The sequence below is a fragment of the Caulobacter sp. ErkDOM-C genome (genome assembly GCF_048541825.1).
Lineage (GTDB): Bacteria > Pseudomonadota > Alphaproteobacteria > Caulobacterales > Caulobacteraceae > Caulobacter.
Map to the genome: position 1 here is coordinate 294,685 of NZ_CP183332.1, position 17,423 is coordinate 312,107.

General features: G+C 67.1%; 20 protein-coding genes. 16 read left to right on the plus strand and 4 right to left on the minus strand.

Features of this window, described 5'->3' with window-relative positions; genetic code table 11:
• Window position 1: 1 nt before the first annotated feature.
• Window positions 2-679 (plus strand): nitroreductase family protein, encoded by a 678-nt coding sequence (locus ACN2C8_RS01390; RefSeq protein WP_419254022.1) that lies wholly within the window; start codon window positions 2-4, stop codon window positions 677-679.
• A 96-nt stretch (window positions 680-775) separates the two neighbouring features.
• Here ACN2C8_RS01390 and ACN2C8_RS01395 read toward each other — a convergent pair whose 3' ends face one another.
• Window positions 776-2,116, minus strand: coding sequence for a hypothetical protein (locus tag ACN2C8_RS01395; RefSeq protein ID WP_419254023.1), 1,341 nt, complete (start codon window positions 2,114-2,116; stop codon window positions 776-778).
• A gap of 108 nt (window positions 2,117-2,224) precedes the next feature.
• Between ACN2C8_RS01395 and ACN2C8_RS01400 the strand changes: the two genes are divergently transcribed.
• From ACN2C8_RS01400 to ACN2C8_RS01430, 7 genes are all read left to right on the plus strand, one after another.
• Window positions 2,225-3,316, plus strand: coding sequence for an MBL fold metallo-hydrolase (locus ACN2C8_RS01400; RefSeq protein WP_419254024.1), 1,092 nt, complete (start codon window positions 2,225-2,227; stop codon window positions 3,314-3,316).
• 31 nt (window positions 3,317-3,347) lie between these two features.
• Complete coding sequence (locus tag ACN2C8_RS01405) at window positions 3,348-3,791, plus strand: MarR family winged helix-turn-helix transcriptional regulator (protein WP_419254025.1); 444 nt, start codon at window positions 3,348-3,350, stop codon at window positions 3,789-3,791.
• Window positions 3,788-4,558 (plus strand): enoyl-CoA hydratase, encoded by a 771-nt coding sequence (locus tag ACN2C8_RS01410; protein ID WP_419254026.1) that lies wholly within the window; start codon window positions 3,788-3,790, stop codon window positions 4,556-4,558. Before ACN2C8_RS01405 ends, ACN2C8_RS01410 begins: the two co-directional genes overlap by 4 nt.
• A gap of 165 nt (window positions 4,559-4,723) precedes the next feature.
• Entirely contained in the window at window positions 4,724-5,695 is a 972-nt protein-coding gene (locus ACN2C8_RS01415; protein WP_419254027.1) for an SDR family NAD(P)-dependent oxidoreductase, read from the plus strand.
• Window positions 5,695-6,213: a hypothetical protein gene (locus ACN2C8_RS01420; protein WP_419254028.1), complete on the plus strand. Its 519-nt coding sequence runs from the start codon at window positions 5,695-5,697 to the stop codon at window positions 6,211-6,213. The genes ACN2C8_RS01415 and ACN2C8_RS01420 overlap by 1 nt, the downstream gene beginning before the upstream one ends.
• Entirely contained in the window at window positions 6,210-7,067 is an 858-nt protein-coding gene (locus tag ACN2C8_RS01425; RefSeq protein ID WP_419254029.1) for an SDR family oxidoreductase, read from the plus strand. The genes ACN2C8_RS01420 and ACN2C8_RS01425 overlap by 4 nt, the downstream gene beginning before the upstream one ends.
• A 184-nt stretch (window positions 7,068-7,251) precedes the next feature.
• Window positions 7,252-7,731 carry an N-acetyltransferase family protein gene (locus tag ACN2C8_RS01430; RefSeq protein WP_419254030.1) on the plus strand — a complete coding sequence of 160 codons (480 nt, stop codon included), beginning with the start codon at window positions 7,252-7,254 and terminating at the stop codon, window positions 7,729-7,731.
• On the opposite strand, the gene ACN2C8_RS01435 is transcribed toward ACN2C8_RS01430, so the two are convergent.
• A complete protein-coding gene (locus ACN2C8_RS01435) occupies window positions 7,728-8,996 on the minus strand; it encodes an MFS transporter (RefSeq protein WP_419254031.1) in 1,269 nt (422 codons plus the stop codon). The two genes, ACN2C8_RS01430 and ACN2C8_RS01435, sit on opposite strands and share 4 nt — an antisense overlap.
• Window positions 8,997-9,205: 209 nt before the next feature.
• Between ACN2C8_RS01435 and ACN2C8_RS01440 the strand changes: the two genes are divergently transcribed.
• The 5 genes from ACN2C8_RS01440 to ACN2C8_RS01460 all read left to right on the plus strand — a co-directional run bounded on the left by ACN2C8_RS01440 (window position 9,206) and on the right by ACN2C8_RS01460 (window position 13,089).
• Window positions 9,206-9,730: a GNAT family N-acetyltransferase gene (locus ACN2C8_RS01440; RefSeq protein WP_419254032.1), complete on the plus strand. Its 525-nt coding sequence runs from the start codon at window positions 9,206-9,208 to the stop codon at window positions 9,728-9,730.
• A gap of 48 nt (window positions 9,731-9,778) precedes the next feature.
• Complete coding sequence (locus tag ACN2C8_RS01445) at window positions 9,779-10,369, plus strand: DUF1285 domain-containing protein (protein WP_419255777.1); 591 nt, start codon at window positions 9,779-9,781, stop codon at window positions 10,367-10,369.
• A complete protein-coding gene (locus ACN2C8_RS01450; protein ID WP_419254033.1) occupies window positions 10,366-11,016 on the plus strand; it encodes a CoA pyrophosphatase in 651 nt (216 codons plus the stop codon). The genes ACN2C8_RS01445 and ACN2C8_RS01450 overlap by 4 nt, the downstream gene beginning before the upstream one ends.
• Before the next feature lie 91 nt (window positions 11,017-11,107).
• On the plus strand, window positions 11,108-12,361 hold the full coding sequence (locus tag ACN2C8_RS01455; RefSeq protein ID WP_419254034.1) for a CCA tRNA nucleotidyltransferase: 1,254 nt from the start codon (window positions 11,108-11,110) through the stop codon (window positions 12,359-12,361).
• Window positions 12,361-13,089 (plus strand): glutamine amidotransferase-related protein, encoded by a 729-nt coding sequence (locus ACN2C8_RS01460; protein ID WP_419254035.1) that lies wholly within the window; start codon window positions 12,361-12,363, stop codon window positions 13,087-13,089. The genes ACN2C8_RS01455 and ACN2C8_RS01460 overlap by 1 nt, the downstream gene beginning before the upstream one ends.
• Window positions 13,090-13,096: 7 nt before the next feature.
• Here ACN2C8_RS01460 and hemF read toward each other — a convergent pair whose 3' ends face one another.
• Both hemF and ACN2C8_RS01470 read right to left on the minus strand, forming a co-directional pair.
• Complete coding sequence (hemF, locus tag ACN2C8_RS01465) at window positions 13,097-13,969, minus strand: oxygen-dependent coproporphyrinogen oxidase (RefSeq protein ID WP_419254036.1); 873 nt, start codon at window positions 13,967-13,969, stop codon at window positions 13,097-13,099.
• Window positions 13,970-14,027: 58 nt separating this feature from the next.
• A complete protein-coding gene (locus ACN2C8_RS01470) occupies window positions 14,028-14,489 on the minus strand; it encodes a tRNA (cytidine(34)-2'-O)-methyltransferase (protein ID WP_419254037.1) in 462 nt (153 codons plus the stop codon).
• A 202-nt stretch (window positions 14,490-14,691) separates the two neighbouring features.
• Between ACN2C8_RS01470 and petA the strand changes: the two genes are divergently transcribed.
• Genes petA through ACN2C8_RS01485 form a run of 3 tightly spaced genes read left to right on the plus strand, consistent with a single transcriptional unit; the run spans window position 14,692 to window position 17,413 of the window.
• Window positions 14,692-15,243 carry a ubiquinol-cytochrome c reductase iron-sulfur subunit gene (gene petA / locus ACN2C8_RS01475; protein ID WP_419254038.1) on the plus strand — a complete coding sequence of 184 codons (552 nt, stop codon included), beginning with the start codon at window positions 14,692-14,694 and terminating at the stop codon, window positions 15,241-15,243.
• 5 nt (window positions 15,244-15,248) lie between these two features.
• Window positions 15,249-16,562, plus strand: coding sequence for a cytochrome b (locus tag ACN2C8_RS01480; protein WP_419254039.1), 1,314 nt, complete (start codon window positions 15,249-15,251; stop codon window positions 16,560-16,562).
• Between the two features lie 5 nt (window positions 16,563-16,567).
• Complete coding sequence (locus ACN2C8_RS01485) at window positions 16,568-17,413, plus strand: cytochrome c1 (RefSeq protein WP_419255779.1); 846 nt, start codon at window positions 16,568-16,570, stop codon at window positions 17,411-17,413.
• The last annotated feature ends 10 nt before the right edge of the window (window positions 17,414-17,423 follow it).

The window sequence follows — 17,423 nt, forward strand, 5'->3', positions numbered from 1 at the left end:
CATGACCGCTGAACCCGCCCATCTGCCCCTGCCGGATCGCTGGGATCTGACCGACGAGCAGATGCTGGAGCGTGCGGAGGCGGCCCTGGCCCGGCTTCGCCGCCGTCACACCATCCGCGCCTTCAGCGATCGTCCCGTGCCACAGGCGGTCATTGAGCGCTGTATCGCGGCGGCGGCCACCGCGCCCAGCGGCGCCAACCAGCAGCCCTGGCGATTCGTCCTGATTGGGCCGGGGCCCTTGCGGACGGAACTTCGCGTTGCGGCCGAGGCCGAGGAGCGGGAATTCTACGCCGGCCGGGCCGGCGAGGCCTGGCTCGACGCCCTCACGCCCCTGGGCACCGACGCCGACAAGCCGTTCCTGGAAACCGCGCCCTGGCTGATCGCCATCTTTGGCCAGCGGCATGGCGTCGACGCGACAGGCGGCAAGATCAAGCACTACTACGTGCCCGAATCGGTGGGCATTGCGACGGGCTTCCTGATCGCGGCGCTCAACGAGGCGGGTCTGGCGACCCTGACCCATACGCCTAGCCCGATGGGCTTTCTCAACACGGCCCTCGGGCGGCCGGACCATGAAAAGCCCTATATCCTTTTGGTGGTTGGCCACCCGGCACAGGACGCGACTGTCCCGGCCCATGCCAAGCAAAAGCTGGCCCTGGACGAGGTGATGAGCCTGCGCTGAGGGAGCTTTGCCGGACTTCGGGGCCGGACTCCGGGCGACAAAAAAGCCCGCCGGGATCGCTCCCGGCGGGCTTGCTGTTTCAGGCTTGCGACCCGATCAGCTCTTCTTGACGTTGGTCGGCAGCTTGCAGCCGCCGCCGATGCCCTTGGCCTGCGAGCAGGCGAGGATTTCCTTCGACTTCGGATTGGGCGTGTTGACCGGATAGCTCATCACCCAGCCGGGCAGGCCGTCAGAGCAGGCGACTTCGAAATAGCCTTCAGTCTCGTTGCGACCGACCAGGCGGACGCCGGAGACCTCGCACGAGCCCTTGCCATAGGCCTTCAGATCGGCCGACAGGCGCGAGAACAGCATGTCCTGCTTGGAGAAGCTGCAACGATAGCCGTTCATTTCGGCGAACAGGCAGTCATAGATCACGGCCGGACCGCTCGAGAAGATGGCGATCGCACCGTCCGGACGGTTCTTGCACTTCAGCTCGACGATTTCCTTCTTGGGGTCCTGGCTGGGCAGCATGCCGTACTTTTCGACATCGCAGTTGAAGCCGCCCTTGGTCGACAGCTTGCTGTAGAGGCCGGCCTGCTCGGTTTGCGCCGCGACCGAATCGGTCAGGGTGCAGCCGCCGCCGACGAAGGCGGCCTGGGAGCAGTCGATGGTGCGGGCAAGAGCCCCGCCAGCCGCGGTCTGCTGCAGCATGTAGCCCTTGCCGTCGGCGCAGGCGACTTCGAAGTAGTTGTCGGCCTTGGTGCTCAGGACGTAGCGCTTGTCCTTGACCGTACAGCTCTTGCCCGACGCGGCGGTCAGGGTGTCGACGATGGCCAGCTGGGTGGCCTTGTCGGTCAGCTTGCAGCTGACATTGGCGCCTTCTTCGTACAGCAGGCAGCTGTTGGCGACGACGTCGCCGGCCGCAGTGGCCGGGTTGGCGGTCTGCATCACGTAGCCGGTGCCGCCCTTGCAGGCGATTTCGAAGTAGGAGTTCTTGGCGCCCGAGCCGATGGCGCGGGCGTTTTCGATGTCGCAGACCGCGCCGGCCTTGGCGACGAAGGGCTTCAGGCCGGCCTTGGGATCCTCATTGCCCGGCAAGATGCAGGCCAGGGCGCTGGGCTTGCCGTCGGCGGCCGGAGCGTTGGACTCCAGGCAGGTGAAGGCTTGCGGCGGCGTGTCCTTCTTGGCGATCAGGGCAAAACCAATGCTGTCCTGACAGGCCACCTCATAATAGGCGGTGGCGGTTTTTTTGTCGGCGCCGATCAGGCGAGCATCAGTGACGGTACAGCCGGCGTTCAGGGCCTGCATGATGGCGGGGGCGTCTTTCATCCCCGCTTCACGCGCCTTGGCGTCAATCTTTGGCTTGTCCTTGCTCTCTTTCGGCGCCGAAATGACGGCGGCCGGCACGAGCGCACCGAGCGCGAGGGCGGCAACCAAGCCGATCGCGAATGGCCTCATGGGAAACTTCTCCTGGGTGGATTCCTCGCGCGGACATAAGCGCGCCCTTGCGTTGGGGGTCAAGATGTCCTCCCACGTGAGCGAAAACATGGCGGGAAGGGACGACACATGCGCGACGGACTTGAAGAGGATGTGACAGAACCGCGCAGGCCCCGGCTGGTCTATCCGTTCGAGACCGCTCCCGAGCAGGGAACCGGCGAGGCGGTCGAGGTTGCGCCAGGGGTCTTGTGGCTGCGTCAGCCGCTCGGCGGGTCGCTGCAATTCATCAATGTCTGGGCCATTGCCGACGGCGAGGGCTGGGCGATCGTCGATACGGGCGTGCAGACCAAGGAGACCAGCCAGGCCTGGCGGGCCGCCTTCGCCGGCGCCCTGGGCGGCAAGCCGATCACCCGGGTGATCTGCACTCACCTGCATCCCGACCATGTGGGCCTGGCCGGCTGGATCGTTCGCAAGTTCGACTGCCGTCTGTGGATGACCCGACTCGAATATTTCCAGTGCCGGATGCTGGTGGCCGACACCGGCCGCGAGGCGCCCGAGGACGGCGTGCGATTCTTCAAGGCCGCCGGCTGGGACGAGGACGCCATCGAAAACTACAAGGCCCGGTTCGGCGGCTTTGGAAAGGCGATCTACGCCCTGCCCGACAGCTATCGCCGCCTCAGCGACGGCGAGGATTTTGACATCGGCGGCCGCACCTGGCGCGTCGTGACCGGGCAGGGCCACTCGCCCGATCACGCCTGCCTGTGGTGCCCGGAGCTGGACGTGCTGATCAGCGGCGACCAGGTGCTGCCGCGCATCTCGTCCAACGTCTCGGTGTTTCCGACCGAGCCCGAGGCCGATCCCCTGAGCGACTGGCTTCGTTCTCTGGCCAAGGTCAAGGCGACCGTGCCCGACAGCGTGCTGGTGCTGCCGGCCCACAACGATCCCTTCCACGGCCTGCACGCCCGTATCGACCATCTGATCAGCGGCCATGAGCGCGGCCTGGGCCGGCTGGCGACCAAGGTGGTCGAGCCCAAAAGGGCGGTGGATGTGTTCGGGGCCTTGTTCGCCCGGCCGATCGGTCCCGATCTGCTCGGCATGGCGACGGGGGAGGCCCTGGCCCACCTCAACTGCCTGATGCATCGCGGCGTGGTCCGCCGCGACACCGACGCGGAGGGCGTGGCCTGGTACGGCGCCGTGGAGGTCGTCGAAACAACTGTTTGATGTTTCGTGCGCGAAGTATTAGCGTCGCGCCATGACCGTGCCGCCTGACCGCCGTCTCGTCTTCCTGCTCAACGCCGGCAACCGGCGCGTTCAGCGCTGGATCGAGGCGGCGATGGCGGCCAAGGGCGGGCTGACGGCGGCCCATTCGGGCGTGCTGTTCTTTCTGGGCCAGCGCGACGGCGCCCTGATCGGCGAGGCGGCCGAGGCTCTGGACCTGGCCCCCTCGGCCATGACCGGCCTGATCGACCGGATGACCCGGGTGGATCTGGTCGAGCGCCGCCCCGACCCCGCCGACGGCCGCGCCATGCGGCTGTACCTGACCGAAAAGGGCCGCACTGCGCGCCAATACGCCAAGGGCGGCCTCGACAGCATCAACGCCAATCTGACCGAGGGCTTCTCCGACGACGAGATCGCCGTGGTCGCCCGCTGGCTGATGAGCCTGCAAACCAAGTTCCCCAAAGGAGACGCCGCATGACCGAGCATGTGAAGGTTGAGATCGACGCCGGCGTGATGACCATCACCCTGTCGCGTCCGGAAAAGAAGAACGCCCTCAGCAACGCCATGTACGGGGTTCTGGCCGACAGCCTGGAGCAGGCCGAGACCGACCCCGCCGTGCGGGTGGTGGTGTTCCAGGCCGATGGCGACGCCTTCACGGCCGGCAATGACCTGGCCGACTTCACCGCCCAGGCCACGGGCGGCTTCAGCGGCGAGCGGCATGTGGGGCGGTTCCTCAAGGCGCTGGCCAACGCCACCCGCCCGCTGGTCGCCGCCGTGCATGGCCAGGCCGTCGGCGTGGGTACGACCATGCTGCTGCACTGCGACCTGGTGTTCACCAGCCCCGACGCCCGCCTGACCACGCCGTTCGTCAACCTGGCCCTGGTGCCCGAGGCCGCCTCCAGCTGGCTGCTGCCGGCCCGCATCGGCCATGCCCGCGCCTATGCCATGTTCGCCCTGGGCGAAGCCGTGGACGGGACGACCGCCGCCGCCTGGGGGCTGTCAAACGCGGTGGTGCCGCTGGACGAGCTTCGCGCCCGGGCCCGGGCTTCGGCCGATCAACTGGCCAAGCGACCCCTGGGCGCCCTGACCACCACCAAGCGCCTGATGCGCGACGCCGAAAAGATCGCCGCCCTGATGGACACCGAAGGCGCCCTGTTCGCCGAACGCCTGCAGACCGCCGAAGCCCGCGAAGCCTTCATGGCCTTCGCCGAGCGTCGTCCGGCCGATTTCAGCAAGGTGGCCTGATGGACTGTCATCCCGGCCAAGCGCGAAGCGCGCCGAGCCGGGACCGCCGGAAGCTCTGAGCGTGTCGCGGTCCCGGCTCGCCCCCCGGCTTCCGCCGGAGTCCGGCCGGGATGACAGTTTTTAGTGAGCGTTCCGAATACCAAAAAAATCACGGGAGAGAACGACATGGCCGACCGCATCACCTCGGGCTTTTCGCCCTACACCCCGGCCCGCGACGTGGTCGCCGGCCATGACCTGACCGGAAAGATCGCCATCGTCACTGGCGCCGCCACCGGCATCGGCGTCGAGACCGCCCGCGCCCTGGCCGAAGCCGGTGCCGAGGTCATCATCGCGGTCCGCAAGCCGGACCTGGCCGAAGCTGCCGTCGCCGAGGTCAACAAGACGGCCAAGGGCGCGAAAGCCTCCTGGTCGATGCTGGACCTCTCCAGCTTCAAGTCGATCCGCGCCTTCGCCGAGCGCTGGGGCGACAAGCCGCTGAACATCCTGATCAACAACGCCGGCGTGATGGCCAGCCCCCTGACCTATACCGAGGACGGGCTGGAGATGCAGGTCGGCACCAACCATTTCGGCCACTTCCTGCTGTCGGTGCTGCTGGCCCCGAACCTGATCGCCGGCGCCAAGCAGTCGGGCAAGAGCTCGCGGCTGGTGTCGCTGTCATCGATCGGCCACCGCCGGGCGGGCTTCAACTTCGATGACCCGCACTACAAGACCCGCGCCTACGACAAGTGGGAAAGCTACGGCCATGCCAAGACCGCCAACGCCCTGTTCGCGGTTGGCTTCAACAAGCGCTTCAAGGATCAGGGTGTGTTCGCCAACGCCGTCATGCCGGGCGGGATCATGACCCCGCTGCAGCGCCACCTGCCGATCGAGGAGCAGATCGCCCTGGGCTGGATCGACGACCACGGCAAGGTTCGCGACGGCTTCAAGACGACGGAGGAGGGCGCCTCGACCAGCGTCTGGGCCGCCGTCGGCGACGAGCTGGAAGGTGTCGGCGGGCTCTATCTGGAAGACCTGGCCCAGGCCGAGCCCTGGACCAAGGAAAAGCCCTGGGCCGGGGTCCTGCCCCACGCCCTCGACCCCGAGGCGGCCGAGCGCCTGTGGGCGCTGTCGGTGGAAACGACGGGCGCCGGCGCCTGATGGAGAGCCGTTCTGTCCTGCGGCTGGCCGGGGTCGCCACGATTCTCGGCGCGGCCATCGATGTTCTGGCGCCGTTCCTGATCTATCCGCGCCTCGCGGAGCCCTGGCCGCATCTCGTCTATGTGACCATCGATCTGCTGCTGGTCTTCGGCATGTTGGGCGTTCGCTCCGTGAGCGGACGGTCGACCGGTCCCGTCGCTCTGGCCGGCTTCATCCTGGCGCTGCTGGGCGTGATGCTGGTGCGGACCTCGTCAGCCAGCATCTTTGGCGAGGCGTCCTACATGATCGCGTCCAGCGTCTGGTCGATCGGCATGGCCGTCTGGAGCGTGGATCTGCTGCGGGCCGGGGGAGCGTTCCGCATCGCCGCCGGCCTGTGGATCACCGCCCTTGTCATCGGCCTTGCGGGCCTGATCCTGAAGGATCACGGTCCGATCGCGCATGTGGCCAAGATGGCCTTCATTCTCGGCTTCGTGGCTGCCGCCGTCGATCTGCTTAAAACCCGTGGAGACCCGAAATGAGCCTGAAGAACAAGACCCTGTTTGTGACCGGGGCCTCGCGCGGCATCGGCCTGGCCATCGCCCTGCGGGCGGCGCGCGACGGGGCCAATATCGTCATCGCCGCCAAGACGGCCGAGGCCCATCCCAAGCTGCCGGGCACGATCTATTCGGCCGCCGCCGAGATCGAGGCCGCGGGCGGCCAGGCCCTGCCGCTGATCGTCGATGTGCGCGAGGAAGCTTCCGTCTATGAGGCCGTCGAAAAGGCCGTGGCTCGGTTCGGCGGCATCGACATCTGCGTCAACAACGCCTCGGCCATCTCGATCACCGGCACCCTGTCGACCGAGATGAAGCGCTATGACCTGATGCATCAGGTCAATGGTCGCGGCACGTTCCTGGTCTCCAAGGCCTGTATCCCGCACCTGAAGAAGGCCGAAAACCCGCACGTCCTGATGCTGTCGCCGCCGCTGGACATGAAGCCCCGCTGGTTCGCGCCGCACGTCGCCTATTCGATGGCCAAGTACAATATGAGCCTGTGCGTGCTGGGCATGGCCGAGGAATTCCGCGGCGACGGCATTGCCTTCAACGCCCTGTGGCCCCGCACCGGCATCGCCACCGCCGCCATCCAGTTCGCCCTGACCGGCGAGGAAGGCCTGCGCCACTGCCGCAAGGTCGAGATCATGGCGGACGCGGCTCACGCGATCTTCGGCAAGCCATCGCGCGCGTTCTCGGGCAATTTCCTGATCGACGACAGCTTCCTTTACGAGCAGGGCGTCACCGATTTCACGCCCTATGCCGTCGACCCGACCGCGACCCTGATGCCGGACTTCTTCGTGCCGGAGGACAGCGTTCCGCCGCCGGGAGTGAAGATCGGTTGAGGGTCAATCAAGCCTCTCCCAGAGGGAGAGGAGGGACCCGCCGCGCAGCGGTGGGAGGTGAGGGGTTACGCCGGCAACCGGCGCGCCGGCACGCCGTCCACCGTCCAAACCCCTCACCCTCCCACGCTTTCAGCGCGGGCCCCGCCCTCTCCCTATGGGAGAGGGGCCGAGCACAGAGACCGCCATGTCCGTTTCCATCCGTCCGGCCGACGCCGCTGACAGCGCCCTGATCCTGCAGTTCATCCGCGATCTGGCCGAGTATGAAAAGCTGCTGGATTCGGTGGAGGCGACGCAGGCCCACGTGACGGCGGCGCTGTTTGGCGAAAACCCTCGGGCGTTCTGCGACATCGCGCAGATCGACGGTGAACCGGTGGGGTTTGCCCTGTGGTTCTACAATTTCTCGACCTTTGTCGGCCGCCACGGGATCTATCTGGAGGATCTGTTCGTGCGGCCCGAAGCCCGTGGATCGGGCGCGGGCAAGGCCTTGCTGGCCAATCTGGCGCGGCGCTGCCTGGACGAGAATCTGGGCCGGCTGGAATGGTCGGTGCTGGACTGGAACGCGCCGTCCATCGCCTTCTATGACAGCCTCGGCGCCGCGGCGCTGGACGAATGGATCATCCGGCGGATGACCGGCGACGCCCTGCGCAAGCTGGCGGGAGCTTAGTCCAGCCGGTCGGCTTTCCGCAGTTCCGGGAACAGCCAGGCCCACAGGCCGGTGACGCCCAGCGCGCCGACCCCGCCGAACACCGCCGCCCCGACCGGGCCCATGAACCAGGCCGCGACGCCGCTCTCGGCCTCGCCCAGTTCGTTGGAGGCGCTGATGAACACGCCAGAGACGGCGGCGACACGGCCGCGCATGGCGTCGGGGGTGACGATCTGAACCAGGGTCTGGCGAACATAGACGCTGAGCATGTCGGCCCCGCCCAGCAGGGCCAGGGCCCCGACCGAAAGCCACATCACCTGCGAGAGACCAAAGACCACCGTGGCCGCGCCGAACACCGCCACGCCCGCGAACATGATCGGGCCGGCCTTGCTGCGGATCGGGTTGCTGGCCAGATAGATCGCCACGATCGTCGCGCCGATGGCCGGCGCGGCGCGCAGGATGCCAAAACCCCCCGGCCCGACATGCAGAACGTCCTTGGCGAACACCGGCAGCAGGGCCGTGGCCCCGCCCAGGATCACCGCGAACAGGTCCAGCGAGATCGAGCCGAACACGATCTTGTTGTTCCACACATACGAGAGGCCCTCCTTGATCAGCGCCAGCCGCGAGCCGGGCTGGGTTTCGGGCCGGGTGTTCTTGCGGATCATCAGGGCCATGATCGCCGCGGCCAGATAGAGGGCCAGAGACGCGCCGAAGGCCAGGGACGGCGAATGGATTAGCAGCAGGCCGCCGATGGCGGGGCCGATGATCGAGCCGCTCTGCCAGGACAGGGCGTTCCAGGCGATGGCGCGGGGCAGCAGGGGCCGGGGCACCAGCATGGGTCCCAGGGCGCTGCTGGCCGGCGACAGGAAGGCGCGGCTGGCCCCGAACATCACCGAGACGGCGAACACCGGCCACAGGGCCTGCGAGCCGCTCAGGGCCAGGAGCAGCAGCACGCTGGCGCTGACGGCGTCGACGGCCAGGCTGATGGCGACGATGAATTTGCGGGTGCGACGGTCGGCAGTCTCGCCGGCGATCAGGGTCAGGGCCAGCAGCGGCAGGAACTGGGCCAGGCCGATCATGCTGACCAGGAAGGCCGACTCGCCGACCGACCGCGTCTCGCGGGCTATGGCGTAGACTTGCCAGCCCAGGGCCACCGACTGGATCTGCACACCCAGGGTCGAGATGAACCGCATGGCCCAGAACAGCATGAAGTCACGCTCCCGCAACAGGGCGCGGGTAGAGATGTCGGGAGACGGGTCTTCGGCCGGCGGGGGAATGTCAGACATTGCGCCGCACCATACCGGCGCTTGGCCCCGCCGCAACGTTATTGACCTGACAGAGGCTTGGCCCTACAGCGCCCGCAAGTTCATGCCCTTGAGGCTAGCGAGGTCCGGCCATGCGCCTGCGACGAATGACGCGCGATAGCGCCACGACCTGAAGCCCTCCCGCGCCTGGCGTCGGGAGCCCCCGACGACCTTTCGCATTCCGAAGGCTGATGACCTCCATTTCTCCTGTTCCCAGTTCCGCCGTTTCCGCCCCCGCGCTCGTCCTTGAGACGCCCGCCATGGAAATCCCCGTCACCGCCCTGATCGACCGGGTGTTTGGCCCCGGCCGGTTCGCCAAGGTCTCCGAGCGCCTGCGCGAGGGCAACCGCCTGCTGGCCGCCTGCTCGTTTGTCGCGATGCGCGAGGGTCGGCCGGTGGGTTGCGTGCGGATGTGGCCCGTGACCATCGGCGGCGCGGCGGTCGCGTTCCTGGGCCCTCTGGCTGTTGATCCCGACGAGCGCAGCGTGGGCCTGGGCCAGACCCTGGTCGAGAGCGCCTGCGAGGCCGCCCGGGCCGCCGGCTGGAAAGCCGTGCTGCTGGTCGGCGACGCGCCCTATTTCACCCGCGCCGGCTTCTCGGCCGCGCATACGGCGGAGATCGCCATGCCGGGGCCTGTCGATCAGCGCCGCGTGCTGCTCAAGGCCCTGGTCGAGGGCGGCGATGAAGGCCTTTCGGGTCGGGTTGCTGTCGCCTGAGGCGTTGCGTCGCTTGAGCAGGGCGGCGGCATGGCCTACCTGAAGGCCATGACCGTCGATGCTTCCCCGACAGACCCAGGCCAACCCGGACTGGAAGGCGTCGCCGCCGCCGCCAAGGCCGCGGGCGAGCGCGGCCTGCCGCCGGTCCATCTGTGGCATCCGGCCTATTGCGGCGAGATCGACATTCGCATCCGCAAGGACGGGGTGTGGTTCCACGAGGGCACGCCGATCGGTCGCGAGGCCCTGGTGCGGCTGTTCTCGACCGTGCTGCGGCTGGATCCCGACGGCTATCACCTGGTCACGCCCGCCGAGAAGATGAAGATCACGGTCGAGGACGCGCCCTTCATCGCCGTCCGCGTGGACCGGGTGGGCGACACCCTGCGCTTCGAGACCAATGTCGGCGACGTGGTCGAGGCGGGGCCAGACAACATCATCCGGGTCGAGATCGATCCGGCCACAGGCGAGCCACGCCCCTATCTGCACGTGCGGCGGGGGCTGGAGGCGCTGATCGCCCGGCCGGTATTCTATGAGCTGGCCGAGATGGCGACCCCGCGCGAGACGGCGGACGGCGCGGTATTCGGGATCAGCTCGAACGGCGCCTGGTTCCCGATCGCGCCGGCCGGGACGGTCGGCGCGTGACGCCGCAGGAACGCCGCGACTGGATCACCAGCCGGCTGGACCCCATCGAACACTACAATCCCAGCCTGGCCGATCCGGTGCGTTCGGACTTCGACCTCAATCCCGGCCTGACCTTCGACAACCCCCACGCCCTGCGCCCCGCCGCCGTGCTGGTGGGGCTGGTCGAGCGCGAGGACGGGCTGACCGTACTGCTGACCCGTCGGTCGGACACCATGCGCAGCCATACCGGCCAGATCGCCTTTCCCGGCGGGCGCTGCGATCCGGGCGAGACGCCATGGGTCACGGCCCTGCGCGAGGCGCAGGAAGAGGTGGGGCTGGATCCCAGGTTCGTCACCCTGTCGGGCCTGCTGCACGGCTATCAGACGGTGACGGGCTTTCACGTCACGCCCGTGATCGGCTTCATCGATCCGGCGGCCGAATTCGTCGCCAGTCCCGAAGAGGTGGCCGACGTCTTCGAGACGCCGTTCGACTTCCTGATGGATCCGGCCAATCACGAGCGTCAGCACCGGGTGACGCCCAGCGGCGAGCGGCGCAACTTCTACGCCATGCCGTGGAACGACCGCTTCATCTGGGGCGCGACGGCCGGGATGCTGCGGGCCCTGTATGAGCGCCTGCATGATGAATCCACAGATCAAATCCCCGGTTAGGGCGCATCGCCCGTAGCGGCCGTCGCGCTTCCTGCCTAACAATGCCGCCCTTGCTCTTTGGGGGGGCTTTGATTGCGTAGGAGTGTGCTGCTTGAACACTGAATCGATAGGCATCGCGCCGTGGATGGCCTTGCCCGAGACCCAAGCCGTGATCGCGGCCCTGGAGGAGCGCGGCTTTGCCGGCTGCGCGCGATTCGTCGGCGGCTGCGTGCGCAACACCCTGATGGGCAAGCCCATCGACGATATCGACATCGCCACCACCCTGACCCCCGATCAGGTGATCGACGCCCTGGCCCATGCCGGCCTGCGGGCGATCCCGACCGGCGTGGATCACGGCACCGTCACGGCCATCTCGGGCGGCAAGCCCTATGAGATCACCACCCTGCGCCGCGACGTCTCCACCGACGGTCGCCGGGCCACGGTGGCGTTCAGCCAGGACTGGGGCCAGGACGCCGAGCGCCGCGATTTCCGCTTCAACGCCCTGTATGTCGATCCCGAGGGCCGGCTCTACGACCCCACCGGCGAGGGCGTGAACGACGCGCGCGAGGGGCGGGTGGTGTTCGTGGGCGATCCCATGACCCGTATCCGCGAGGACTATCTGCGCATCCTGCGCTTCTTCCGGTTCCAGGCCTGGTACGGCCGAGGCGAGCCCGACCAGAAGGCCCTGGCGGCCTGCAAGGCGCTCAAGGGCATGGTCTCGGGCCGCGCCGCCGAGCGCACGCAAAAAGAGCTCATGAAGTTGCTGACGTCCGAGGATCCGCGTCCGGCCCTGCGGCTGATGGCGGCCACCGGGGTGCTGGGCTCGATCCTGCCGTTCGTCAAATCCCTGGCCCGCTTCGACAGCCTGGTGGCCATCGAGACCGAGCAGCTGTTCGAGAACAATCCCGATCTGCGTCTGGCCTCGCTGATCCCCGATGACCCCCAGGTGGCCGAGCAGATGTCCGAGCGCCTGCGCCTGCCCAACAATGTCAGGGACCGCCTGGTCGACGCCGTGGGCAAGAACCCGCGCATCGTCAGCTGGATGAGCCCGCGCGAAGCCCGCCGTTCGATCTACGCCTTGGGCGTGCGCACCTTCTGCGACCGGATCAAGCTGGCCTGGGCGGGCTCTGGCCGTCCGGTCACCGCGCCGCAGTGGCGGGGCCTGCTGGCCATGGCCGAGACCTGGACGCCGCCGCCGTTCCCGCTGTCGGGCGACGAGGTGATGCAGGCCGGCGTGCCCAAGGGGCCGATGGTGGGCGAGGTGATGCGCGAGATCGAGATCTGGTGGATCGATCAGGACTTCATCGAGGACAAGTTCAGCGCCATTGAGCGCCTGAAGGCTGTGGCCCAAGGCATGGTCTACTGATGCGGATCGGTCTGCTGGAGACCGGCGCGCCGCCGGAGCCGCTTCAGCCGGCCTTCGGCCGCTATGGCGGCATGTTCCAGACCCTTCTGGGGCCTGATCACGCCTACACGACCTATGACGTCCAGGCCGGCCAGCTGCCCGGCGCGCCGGAGCAGCACGACGCCTATCTCATCACCGGTTCGTCGGCGGGGGTCTATGACGACCTGCCGTGGATCGCGCCGCTGTCGGACTTTCTGCGCGCCGCCCGGGGGCAGGCGGCGCTGGTCGGCGTGTGTTTTGGCCACCAGATCATGGCCCAGGCGTTCGGCGGCCAGGTGGTCAAGTCTGACAAGGGCTGGGGCGTGGGCCTGCACCGCTACGCCGTCTCGCGGCCACAGGGCTGGACCGACGCCGACAGCGTCGCCATTCCCGCCTCGCACCAGGACCAGGTCGTGACCCTGCCGCCCTCCGCGACCGTGATCGGCGGCAGCGCTTTTACGCCCTACGGCCTGCTGTCCTATGACGACGCGTCCGGGCGGAAAAAGGGGGCCATATCGATGCAGTTCCACCCCGAGTTCGACCCGGCCTATGCGGCGGCCCTGATCGAGGCCCGGCGCGGGACCCGCTATACCGACGCGCAAGCTGACGCTGCGATCGCCACCCTGCATCAGCCCAATGATCGCGCGCGCGTTGGCGGCTGGATCGGCCGCTTCCTGGATCAGGCAGCCCGGCGCCCGGGCTCCCGTTGAGCGGGCTCTAGGGCCACTTCACCGTCGGCGGCATCGAGCTGAGGATCGACTCGACGTTGCCGCCGGTTTTCAGGCCAAACATCGTGCCCCGGTCGTAGAGCAGGTTGAATTCCACATACCGCCCGCGCTGCACCAGCTGCTGCTCGCGCTCGTCCGCCGTCCAGGCCTCGCCCATGCGGCGGCGGACCAGCTCGGGATAGACCTCCAGGAAGGCCTTGCCGACGTCCTGGGTGAAGGCGAAGTCCCGCGACCAATCGCCGCTGTCGTGGTGGTCATAGAAGATCCCGCCGATGCCGCGCGGCTCGTTGCGATGGGGCAGGAAGAAGTACTCGTCGCACCAGGCCTTGTACTTGGCGTGCCAGTCGGGGTGGTGCGCGTCGCAGGCCCGCTGATAGGCGGCGTGGAAGTCGATGGCGTCGGGGAAGTCCTGCTGGCGCTGATAGCCGAGCAGCGGCGTCAGGTCGCCGCCGCCGCCAAACCAGCTTTTGGTCGTGACGATGAAGCGGGTGTTCATGTGCACGGCTGGCACGCGCGGATTGGTCATGTGGGCGATCAGGCTGATGCCCGTGGCGAAGAACCGGGGGTCGTCGTCCGCGCCCGGCATCGACTTGGCCATTTCCGGGGTGAAGGTTCCAAACACCGTCGAGCAGTGGACGCCGACCTTCTCGAACAGGCGGCCGTGCATCATCGACATGACGCCGCCGCCGCCCGCCGCGCGGTCCCAAGGCTTGCGCTCGAAGCGGCCCGCCTGGCCCGGATAGAGGTCGGCCGGGGCCTCGTCTTCCAGGCGCTCGAATTCCGTGCAGATCTGGTCGCGCAAGGTTTCAAACCAGGCGCGGGCGCGGGCTTTCTTGTCGTCGAGATCGGAAGCGTCGGTCATGACAGCCGATTAAGCGCTTGGCGCGCGCGGTGCAAATCCGGGGTTCTGCGTAGGGCGCTCAGGTCTGGAAAAACCCGTCCGTCTGCCGCAACGCCTCGCCCAGCGCCATGGCGGCGGTCGTCGCGAGATTCATCGACCGGGCCTCGGGCTGCAGTGGGATCACCAGGCGGCCCTGCGCGGCGGCATGGACCTCGTCGGGCGCGCCCCGGCTTTCGTTGCCGAGTAAAAGCGTATCGCCCGGCTGAAACCCAAATCGGTGAAACGGCGTCGCGCCCCGGGTGGTGAACAGCAGCAGCCGTCCCTGGGCCCGTTCCGGCGCGGCCAGGAAGGCATCCCACGAATCGTGGCGTTTCATATGGGCCAAGGGGCCGTAATCCAGCGCCGCCCGCTTGAGACTCTTGTCATCCAGAGGGAAGCTGCACGGCTCGATCACGTCCAGGCCGGCGCCAAAACAGGCGGCGAGGCGGATTGCGGCGCCGACGTTTTGAGGAATGCCTGGTTGAAAAAGCGCGAGACGCATTCTAAGCGAACCACCACAAGGCTAGCAGGGACATTCTTGCGAATCGAAAGGGCTTGCGGACTCAGTCCGCGCGTCCGATAGGACGATCCAACCGTCGCCTTGTGGCGGAGATCCGTTCGCGGGTCGAGAAAGATACGGCGCCGAAAGGTGCTTCTCCTGGCCGGCCGGCTTCCCGGCGCGGCGGAATCGAAGGGTGACTTAGGTGGCCGACACCGCGTTGGGCGCAACGACCGAGCCGGAGCATGGGGCTGACCCCAGCCGGCGCGACTTCATTTACATCGCGACGATGGCGGCCGCCGCAGGCGGCGCCGTGTCGCTTGTTTGGCCGTTCGTCGATCAGATGAACCCGTCAGCCGATACGCTGGCGCTGGCCTCGACCGAATTCGACCTGACCAAGGTCGCCGACGGTCAGCAGGTCACGCTCAAGTGGCGCGGCAAGCCGCTGTTCGTGCGCAACCGCACGCCGGCCGAGATCCAGAAGGCCGTGGCCGATGACGGCGCGGCGCTCAAGGATCCGCAGACCGACGCCGAGCGCGTCAAGCCGGGCAAGTCCCAGTGGCTGGTGCTGATCGGTTCGTGCACGCACCTGGGTTGCGTGCCGACGTTCGGCGGCGGCGATTACGGCGGCTGGTTCTGCCCCTGCCACGGCTCGCACTACGACACCTCGGGCCGGATCCGTAAGGGTCCCGCGCCCCTGAACCTCGCGGTTCCGGAGTACGAGTTCCTCACCGACACCAAGGTCAAGATCGGTTAAGCGAGATGAGCGGACATTCGACCTATGAACCCAAGACCGGTTTCGAGCGCTGGCTCGACGCCCGTCTCCCGATCGTGCGCCTGGGCTATGACAGCTTCGTCGACTACCCCACGCCGCGTAACCTGAACTACTGGTACACCTTCGGCGGCATTCTTTCGCTGTGCCTGGCGTCTCAGTTGATCACCGGCATCATCCTGGCGATGCACTATAACGTCGGCGACGCTTTCAACAGCGTTGAGCGCATCATGCGTGACGTCAATCACGGTTGGCTGATCCGCTACATGCACTCCAATGGCGCGTCGATGTTCTTCATTGCCGTCTATATCCACATGTTCCGCGGCCTCTATTACGGGTCGTACAAGGCCCCTCGCGAAGTGCTGTGGATTCTGGGCTGCGTGATCTATCTGCTGATGATGGCCACCGCCTTCATGGGCTATGTCCTGCCCTGGGGTCAGATGTCCTTCCACGGCGCGGTCGTGATCACCAACCTGTTTGGCGCCCTGCCGATCGTTGGTCAGAGCATCACCACCTGGCTGTGGGGCGGTTTCGCGGTCGACAGCGCTACGCTGAACCGCTTCTTCTCGCTGCACTACCTGCTGCCCTTCATGATCGCCGGCGTCGTGATCCTGCACATCTGGGCCCTGCACGTGGTCGGCCAGAACAATCCGACGGGCGTGGATCCGAAGTCCAAGGCCGATACCTTGCCCTTCACCCCCTATGCGACGGTGAAGGACGGCTTCGCGATGAGCGTCTTCCTGATCCTCTTCTCCTTCTTCGTCTTCTACATGCCCAACGCCCTGGGCCACGCCGACAACTACATCCCGGCCAACCCGCTGGTGACGCCGTCGCACATCGTTCCGGAATGGTACTTCCTGCCGTTCTACGCGATCCTGCGGGCTGTGCCGGACAAGCTGATGGGCGTGCTGGCCATGTTCGGCGCCATTGCCTGCCTGTTTGCCCTGCCGTGGCTGGATACGTCCAAGGTGCGCTCCATGCGCTACCGCCCGACGGCAAAGGTCTATTATGGCTTCTTCGTCGTGGCCTGCTGCATCCTGGGCCTGTGCGGCGCCAAGCTGCCGGATGATCCGGTCATCCCGCATCTGAAGACCTTCCTGCTGATCGACGCCGATCTGAACAGCTTCGTCTGGCTCAGCCGCGTGGCAACGCTGTACTATTTCGGCTTCTTCCTGGTGATCCTCCCGGTCCTGGGTTTGAAGGAAACGCCGCTCCCGGTGCCGGACTCGATTGCTTCGCCGGCTCTGTCGCACCCCGCTGGCGTCCCGGCCCACGCGACCGCCGCGCCTGAGATGAAGGGCTGATCATGATGCTGCGCAAACTTTCCATCCTCGCAGCCGTCGCCGGCCTGATGATCGGCGGACCGGTTCTGGCCGCTGGGCACCCCCTGCCGCCCAAGGACGTCCATTGGTCGTTCGAAGGTCCGTTCGGCAAATTTGATCAGGCGCAGCTGCAGCGCGGCTACAAGGTTTATCGGGAGGTCTGTTCGGCCTGCCATTCGATGAGCCTGGTCAGCTTCCGCAACCTCGGCGACAAGGGCGGCCCGTTCTACAACGCCGAGTACAAGAATCCGAACGACAACCCCTGGGTCAAGGCGTTGGCCAAGGACTACGAAGTCGCGGATATCGACTCCGAGACCGGCGACGCCATCAAGCGCACCGCCACAAGCGCCGATCGTTTTACCTCGCCCTATCCCAACGAGGCTGCGGCGCGGGCCGGCAATGGCGGCGCCCTGCCGCCGGACATGTCGCTGCTGGCCAAGGCCCGCACCGGCGGTCCGGAATACATCTACTCGCTGCTGACGGGCTATGTGGCTCCTCCGACCGGGCTCAAGGTCGGCGCAGGCCAGCACTACAACCCTTTCATGGCCGGCGATCTGACGGCGTCCTGGTCGGGTCCGCACGACAAGGTTCCGCCCGGTGGCTACATCGCCATGGCTGCGCCGCTCAAGGCCGATCTGGTGACCTTCGACGACGGCACCAAGTCGACTGTCGACCAGCAGGCCAAGGACGTCTCGGCCTTCTTGATGTGGGCTGCAGAACCGAAGATGGAAGAGCGCAAGGAAACCGGCTTCGTGGTTATCCTCTATCTGCTGCTGTTCTCGGGGCTGCTGTACGCCAGCTACCGCAAGGTCTGGAAGAACGAGTCGCACTGACCGTTCGCAG

Coding starts and splice junctions, on each gene's coding strand:
- ACN2C8_RS01390 (WP_419254022.1), top strand. CDS start 2: ATGACCGCTGAACCCGCCCATCTGCCCCTGCCGGATCGCTGGGATCTG.
- ACN2C8_RS01405 (WP_419254025.1), top strand. CDS start 3,348: ATGACCGTGCCGCCTGACCGCCGTCTCGTCTTCCTGCTCAACGCCGGC.
- ACN2C8_RS01480 (WP_419254039.1), top strand. CDS start 15,249: ATGAGCGGACATTCGACCTATGAACCCAAGACCGGTTTCGAGCGCTGG.
- ACN2C8_RS01435 (WP_419254031.1), bottom strand. CDS start 8,996: ATGTCTGACATTCCCCCGCCGGCCGAAGACCCGTCTCCCGACATCTCT.
- ACN2C8_RS01440 (WP_419254032.1), top strand. CDS start 9,206: ATGACCTCCATTTCTCCTGTTCCCAGTTCCGCCGTTTCCGCCCCCGCG.
- ACN2C8_RS01470 (WP_419254037.1), bottom strand. CDS start 14,489: ATGCGTCTCGCGCTTTTTCAACCAGGCATTCCTCAAAACGTCGGCGCC.
- ACN2C8_RS01410 (WP_419254026.1), top strand. CDS start 3,788: ATGACCGAGCATGTGAAGGTTGAGATCGACGCCGGCGTGATGACCATC.
- ACN2C8_RS01425 (WP_419254029.1), top strand. CDS start 6,210: ATGAGCCTGAAGAACAAGACCCTGTTTGTGACCGGGGCCTCGCGCGGC.
- ACN2C8_RS01400 (WP_419254024.1), top strand. CDS start 2,225: ATGCGCGACGGACTTGAAGAGGATGTGACAGAACCGCGCAGGCCCCGG.
- ACN2C8_RS01420 (WP_419254028.1), top strand. CDS start 5,695: ATGGAGAGCCGTTCTGTCCTGCGGCTGGCCGGGGTCGCCACGATTCTC.
- ACN2C8_RS01415 (WP_419254027.1), top strand. CDS start 4,724: ATGGCCGACCGCATCACCTCGGGCTTTTCGCCCTACACCCCGGCCCGC.
- ACN2C8_RS01430 (WP_419254030.1), top strand. CDS start 7,252: ATGTCCGTTTCCATCCGTCCGGCCGACGCCGCTGACAGCGCCCTGATC.
- ACN2C8_RS01485 (WP_419255779.1), top strand. CDS start 16,568: ATGCTGCGCAAACTTTCCATCCTCGCAGCCGTCGCCGGCCTGATGATC.
- ACN2C8_RS01395 (WP_419254023.1), bottom strand. CDS start 2,116: ATGAGGCCATTCGCGATCGGCTTGGTTGCCGCCCTCGCGCTCGGTGCG.
- ACN2C8_RS01445 (WP_419255777.1), top strand. CDS start 9,779: ATGACCGTCGATGCTTCCCCGACAGACCCAGGCCAACCCGGACTGGAA.
- hemF (WP_419254036.1), bottom strand. CDS start 13,969: ATGACCGACGCTTCCGATCTCGACGACAAGAAAGCCCGCGCCCGCGCC.
- ACN2C8_RS01460 (WP_419254035.1), top strand. CDS start 12,361: ATGCGGATCGGTCTGCTGGAGACCGGCGCGCCGCCGGAGCCGCTTCAG.